The following is a 5,748-nucleotide window of genomic DNA, read 5'->3' as shown; positions in this document are numbered from 1 at the left end:
CCAGGGGGCGGCGGGCGCGGGGGCGGCGAAGCGATCTTCTCGGAAGGGGGCGGCGGCGTAGGGCACGCCCCGGTAGACGGCGACCCCGCCGCTCTCGGAGCGCGGCGAGGCGGTGCCCCGGACCCGTCCGGCTGCTGTCGTCACTGTGTACTCGGCGTCCACGTGCGTCCTCCCCATCGGTGCGCGGCACCCCACACCTAACAACGTTAGGCAGACCGGCGCAAGACCCGGGGGCGCCACCGCGGCGACGCCCCCGCCCGCGACACCCGTCCGAACGGCCGGGACGCGGCGGGCGCCCGAACCCGACCGACCGGTAACATACCACCTGGTCGGTATGAACAGACGAAGGAGGGGACGCCCATGCGCGCCATCCAGATCACCGAGTTCGGCGGACCCGAGGTCCTGCGCCTCACCGAACTGCCCGACCCCGAGGCGGGCCCCGGCGAGGTCCTCGTCGACGTCACCCGCGCCGGGGTCAACTTCGCCGACACCCACCAGGCCGAGAACAGCTATCTGGCCCCCGCCACGCTTCCGCTGGTCCCGGGCATGGAGATCGCCGGACGCACCGCCGACGGCCGCCGCGTGGTCGCCCTGACCACCAGCGGCGGCTACGCCGAGAAGGCCACCGCCGCCACCGGCACGGCCTTCGACGTCCCCGACGGGGTCTCGGACGAGGACGCGCTCGCCCTGATCGTGCAGGGCGCCACCGCCTGGGTGCTGCTGCGCAGGTCCGTGCGGATGGACCCGGGCGAGACGGTCGTGGTGCACGCGGCGGCGGGCGGCGTGGGCACGCTCGCCGTCCAGCTGGCCAAGCGGTTCGGCGCCGGGCGGGTCGTCGCCGTGGCCAGCAGCGAGGACAAGCGCGCGCTGGCCGTGGAGCTGGGCGCGGACGCCGTCGTGGACTCGGCGGCCCCCGACATGACCGAGGCGCTGATCGAGGCCAACGGCGGCCAGCGCGTGGACGCCGTCCTGGACATGGTGGGCGGCCGGGTCACCGACCAGAGCGTGCGGGCACTGGCGCCGTTCGGACGCCTGGCCTTCTACGGAATGGCCTCGCGCGAGCTGCCCAGCCCGGTGCAGCCCGCCAACCTCATGCGCTTCTCCACCAGCGTGAGCGGCATGTGGCTGCCGCACGTGTGGACGCTGCCGGGCGACGTGATGAGCCGGGCGATGGCCGAGCTGTTCACACTGGTGGCGGAGGGGCACCTGAGGCCCGTCCTGGGCGGCTCCTACCCCCTGGGCGAGGCCGCGCGGGCACACGAGGCGCTGCGCTCCCGGGGAACCGTCGGCAAACTCACCCTCGACACCACCGCCTGAGAAAGCGCCACCTTTACCGCGTAGATCACTAAATGTCCGACGTGTCGGATTTCAACGGCCCGGAGGCGGACCGGCGCGAACCCGGTGAGCGCCGCGCCGGTCCGCCGCGCCGGACGGACACCGCCACGGGGAGCCCGGGGGGAGCCCTCCGCGCGGCCGGCCCTACTCGGCGGCGCTCCGGTAGACCAGGTCGGTGTAGTCGGGGTGGCGCTGGATCCACCCCTTGACGAAGGGGCACAGGGGCAGCACCGCCAGGCCCCGCGGACGTACGTCGTCCAGGGCCCCCCTGACCAGGGTTCCGCCCAGGCCCCGCCCCTCGTGGGCGGGGTCGATCTCGGTGTGGGTGAAGGTCACCATGTCGTCGGTGAGGATGTACTCGGCGAACCCGGCCACCTCCCCGTCGACCCTGATCTCGTAGCGTTTCCTGTCCCGTACATCGACCACGTCGGTCGTCATGGAAGCCCTCACTCTCCGGTCCGCGGGGGACGTCGTCGGCCCGCGCCGCCATTGTCCCGCCTCGGCGTCCCTTTCGCCCCTTGCGGCACGCACCTCCCCCGACATAGAGTCGCCCTGACATACCGACCAGTCGGTCTAAGGAGAGCGGAATGACATCCCGGTTCGGCGGGCGGACCGCCATCGTCACCGGCGCGAGCCGGGGCATCGGCCTGGCCGTCGCCCAGCGGCTCGTCGACGAGGGCGCGCGCGTGTGCGTCACGGCGCGCAGGCCCGAGCCCCTGGAGGAGGCCGTCAAGGCCCTGGGCGGACCCGAGCACGCCATCGGCGTCCCCGGCCGGGCCGACGATCCCGAGCACCAGGACGCGGCCGTGGCCGCCACCCTGGAGGCCTTCGGCAGCATCGACATGTTCGTCAACAACACCGGCATCAACCCGGTCTACGGGCGGATGATCGACCTGAACCTGGACGCGGCCCGCAAGATCTTCGAGGTCAACGTGCTGTCCGCGATCTCGTGGACGCAGAAGGCCTACCACGCCTGGATGGCCGAGCACGGCGGCGCCGTCGTCAACGTCTCCTCCGTGGCCGGGACCAGGCCCGCCCCCGGCATCGGCTTCTACGGCGCCACCAAGGCGACGCTCATCCACGTCACCGAGGAGCTGGCCGTCGAACTGGGCCCGGGGGTCCGCGTGAACGGCGTCGCCCCGGCCGTGGTCAAGACCCGGTTCGCCGCCGCCCTCTACGAGGGGCGCGAGGAGGAGGTCGCCGCCCAGTACCCCCTGGGGCGCCTGGGCGAGCCCGAGGACGTGGCGGGCGCGGTGGCCTTCCTGCTCTCCGACGACGCCTCCTGGATCACCGGCCGCACCCTCGTCCTGGACGGCGGCCTCACCCTCACCGGAGGTGTGTGACATGGACCTGACCGACACCGGGGCCGTGGTCACCGGCGCGGGCAACGGCATCGGCGCCGCGATCGCGCGCAGGCTCGCCGGAGCCGGGGCGCGCGTGGTGGTCAACGACCTGGACGCGGGCGCGGCCGAGGCCGTGGCCGCCGAGATCGGCGGGGTGGCCGTTCCCGGAGACGCCGCCGGCGAGGCGGGCGTCACCGCGCTCGTGGCCGAGGCCGGGGCGCACCTGGGCGGCATCGACCTGTACGTGGCCAACGCGGGCGTGGGCGTGGGCGGCGGCCCCGAGGCCCCGGAGTCCGACTGGGACCTGGCCTGGCAGGTCAACGTGATGGCCCACGTGCGCGCCGCCCGCGAGCTGGTGCCCGGCTGGCTGGAGCGCGGACGGGGCCGTTTCCTGACCACGGTGTCGGCCGCGGGCCTGCTCACGATGCTGGGCAGCGCGCCGTACTCGGTGACCAAGCACGCCGCTCTGGCCTTCGGCGAGTGGATGTCGGCCACCTACGGCGACCGCGGGATCACCGTGCAGTGCGTGTGTCCGATGGGCGTGCGCACCAACCTGCTGGAGAGCAGCGGCGACACCGGCAGGGCCATCCTGTCCCCGGAGGCGATCACCCCCGAGGAGGTCGCCGACGCGGTGATGGTCGGCCTGGCCGACGGGCGCTTCCTGATCCTGCCGCACCCCCAGGTCGCCGACCACTACGCGGCCCGGGCCGACGACACCGACCGCTGGCTCGCGGGGATGCGCCGCCTCCAGGCCAGGGTCTTCGAGGAGCGGGCGTGAGCGGCGAACACACGGACGCGCTCCCGGGCCTGGACCTGGCCGGCCTGCGCGCCTACCTGGACGCGGCCGTGCCCGGCCTGGTCTCGGGCCCCCTGGAGGGCCGGGTGGTGGCGGGCGGCAAGTCCAACCTGACCTACGTGGTCACCGACGGCGCGGGCAGCTGGGTGGTGCGCCGCCCCCCGCTGGGCCACGTGCTGGCCACCGCGCACGACATGCCCCGCGAGTACCGGGTGATGAGCGCGCTGCGCGACACCGCCGTGCCCGTCCCCCGCACACACGTCCTGTGCGAGGACGCCGAGGTGCTGGGCGCGCCGTTCTACGTCATGGAACACGTGGCGGGCACCCCCTTCCGCACCCGCGACGAGATCGCCCCGCTGGGCGCCGAGGGCGTCCGCGGCCTGGCCGAGGCGCTGATCGCCACCCTGGGCGAGCTGCACGCGGTGGAGCCCGAGGAGGTCGGGCTGGGCGACTTCGGCCGCCCGCGGGGGTTCCTGGAACGCCAGGTGCGCCGCTGGGGCAAGCAGCTGGAGGCCTCCCGCAGCCGGGACATCCCCGGCATCGACGAGCTGCACGAGAGGCTCGCCGCGACGCTGCCCGAGCAGTCGGCGCCCGCGATCGTGCACGGCGACTACCGCCTGGACAACGTGCTGGTCACCTCCGGAGGTCGCATCAACGCGGTCCTGGACTGGGAGATGGCCACGCTCGGCGACCCGCTCGTGGACCTGGGCCTGATGCTCGTCTACCAGGCGCAGCCCGTGGGCGTGGGCGCCGTGCCCGCCACCTCCGCCGAGGGCTACCCCTCCCCCGAGGAGCTGGTGGGCATGTACGCCGCCGCGACCGGCCGCGACGTGTCCCGGCTGGGCTGGTACGTGGCCCTGGGCTGCTTCAAGCTCGCGGTCATCGCCGAGGGCATCCACTTCCGCCACAGCCGGGGACTGACCGTCGGAGCGGGCTTCGACCGGATCGGCGAGGTGGTCGCGCCCCTGGTGGAGCGCGCCCACACCATGCTCGAGGAGGACTGAATATGGACTTCGCCCACGACAGAGAGACCGAGGAACTGCGCGAACGGCTGCTCGCCTTCATGGACGAGCGCGTCTACCCGGCCGAGGCGGTGCTGGAGGAGCAGCTGGCCGTGCGCGAGGACCGCTGGTCCACCGCGCCGGTGGTGCGCGAGCTCCAGGCCGAGGCGCGCGAGCGCGGGCTGTGGAACCTGTTCCTGGCGGGCCACCCCGAACACGGCGGCCTGCCCAACCTGCGGTACGCGCCGCTGGCGGAGATCACCGGGCGCAGTCCGCGCCTGGCGCCGATCGCGCTCAACTGCGCCGCGCCCGACACCGGGAACATGGAGGTGCTGACGATGTTCGGCACCCCCGAGCAGCGCGAGCGCTGGTTGGAGCCCCTGCTCGACGCCCGGATCCGGTCGGCGTTCGCGATGACCGAGCCCGCGGTGGCCTCCTCCGACGCCACCAACATCACCACCAGCATCGTCCGCGACGGCGACGAGTACGTGGTCAACGGACGCAAGTGGTACATCACCGGGGCCCTCAACCCCGAGTGCGCCGTGTTCATCGTGATGGGCAAGACCGACCCCGAAGCCGAGCGGCACAGGCAGCAGAGCATGGTGCTGGTGCCGCGCGACACCCCCGGGCTGACGGTCAGGCGGGGCATGACGGTGTACGGCTACGACGACAGCGACCACGGCGGCCACGCCGAGGTCGTGTTCGAGGACGTGCGGGTGCCCGCCTCGAACCTGGTCGGCGGTGAGGGCGAGGGGTTCGCCATCGCCCAGGCCCGGCTGGGGCCGGGCCGCATCCACCACTGCATGCGCGGCATCGGCATGGCCGAGCGCGCCCTGGAGCTCACCTGCCGCCGGGTGCTGGACCGCGTGGCCTTCGGGAGGCCGCTGGCCGAACAGGGCGTGGTCCGCGAGTGGATCGCCGAGGCGCGCGTGGCCATCGAGCAGCTGCGGCTGCTGGTGCTCAAGACCGCGTACCTGATGGACACCGTGGGCAACAGGGGCGCGCACACCGAGATCCAGGCGATCAAGATCGCCACCCCGCGCACGGTGGAGTGGATCCTGGACAAGGCGATCCAGGCGCACGGCGCGGCCGGGGTCAGCCAGGACCTGCCCCTGGCCGGATGGCTGGCGGGGGTGCGGTCGCTGCGGCTGGCCGACGGGCCCGACGAGGTGCACCTGCGCTCGCTGGGCCGCGCGGAGCTGCGCAAGTACCGCTAGCGGCGCGTGCGCACCCCGGGGAGCGCACGAGGGGGCCGGACGCGTCGCGTCCGGCC

7 protein-coding genes are annotated in these 5,748 nt (G+C 73.7%); 5 read left to right on the top strand and 2 right to left on the bottom strand.

Translation table 11 applies throughout. The features are described 5' to 3' along the window. A partial coding sequence (locus DQW06_RS20410; RefSeq protein ID WP_370449112.1) for a carboxylesterase family protein occupies positions 1-177 on the bottom strand: 177 nt, incomplete at its 3' end. A gap of 183 nt (positions 178-360) precedes the next feature. On the opposite strand from DQW06_RS20410, the gene DQW06_RS20405 reads away from it, so the two are divergent. Beyond that, positions 361-1,317 carry an NADPH:quinone oxidoreductase family protein gene (locus DQW06_RS20405; RefSeq protein ID WP_071622402.1) on the top strand — a complete coding sequence of 319 codons (957 nt, stop codon included), beginning with the start codon at positions 361-363 and terminating at the stop codon, positions 1,315-1,317. Between the two features lie 162 nt (positions 1,318-1,479). Here the strand turns inward: DQW06_RS20405 and DQW06_RS20400 are convergent, their stop codons facing one another. Further along, positions 1,480-1,773 (bottom strand): GNAT family N-acetyltransferase, encoded by a 294-nt coding sequence (locus tag DQW06_RS20400; RefSeq protein WP_013153934.1) that lies wholly within the window; start codon positions 1,771-1,773, stop codon positions 1,480-1,482. A gap of 149 nt (positions 1,774-1,922) precedes the next feature. Between DQW06_RS20400 and DQW06_RS20395 the strand changes: the two genes are divergently transcribed. From DQW06_RS20395 to DQW06_RS20380, 4 genes are read left to right on the top strand one after another with little or no spacing between them, the layout of a single operon-like run. After that, positions 1,923-2,678, top strand: coding sequence for an SDR family oxidoreductase (locus DQW06_RS20395; protein WP_013153935.1), 756 nt, complete (start codon positions 1,923-1,925; stop codon positions 2,676-2,678). Between the two features lies 1 nt (position 2,679). Beyond that, positions 2,680-3,456: an SDR family oxidoreductase gene (locus tag DQW06_RS20390; RefSeq protein WP_013153936.1), complete on the top strand. Its 777-nt coding sequence runs from the start codon at positions 2,680-2,682 to the stop codon at positions 3,454-3,456. Then, positions 3,453-4,478, top strand: coding sequence for a phosphotransferase family protein (locus DQW06_RS20385; RefSeq protein WP_071622403.1), 1,026 nt, complete (start codon positions 3,453-3,455; stop codon positions 4,476-4,478). Before DQW06_RS20390 ends, DQW06_RS20385 begins: the two co-directional genes overlap by 4 nt. A gap of 2 nt (positions 4,479-4,480) precedes the next feature. Continuing rightward, entirely contained in the window at positions 4,481-5,692 is a 1,212-nt protein-coding gene (locus tag DQW06_RS20380) for an acyl-CoA dehydrogenase family protein (RefSeq protein ID WP_117199118.1), read from the top strand. Positions 5,693-5,748 lie beyond the last annotated feature (56 nt).

The sequence above is a fragment of the Nocardiopsis sp. TNDT3 genome (genome assembly GCF_003427465.1).
Classification (GTDB): domain Bacteria; phylum Actinomycetota; class Actinomycetes; order Streptosporangiales; family Streptosporangiaceae; genus Nocardiopsis; species Nocardiopsis dassonvillei.
Note: the sequence above shows the minus strand (reverse complement) of the source record. Positions and strands in the feature narration are given on the sequence as shown.

Excerpts from the sequence above, each read along its gene's own strand:
- DQW06_RS20390 (WP_013153936.1), top strand. The coding sequence starts at position 2,680 with ATGGACCTGACCGACACCGGGGCCGTGGTCACCGGCGCGGGCAACGGC.
- DQW06_RS20400 (WP_013153934.1), bottom strand. The coding sequence starts at position 1,773 with ATGACGACCGACGTGGTCGATGTACGGGACAGGAAACGCTACGAGATC.
- DQW06_RS20380 (WP_117199118.1), top strand. The coding sequence starts at position 4,481 with ATGGACTTCGCCCACGACAGAGAGACCGAGGAACTGCGCGAACGGCTG.
- DQW06_RS20405 (WP_071622402.1), top strand. The coding sequence starts at position 361 with ATGCGCGCCATCCAGATCACCGAGTTCGGCGGACCCGAGGTCCTGCGC.
- DQW06_RS20395 (WP_013153935.1), top strand. The coding sequence starts at position 1,923 with ATGACATCCCGGTTCGGCGGGCGGACCGCCATCGTCACCGGCGCGAGC.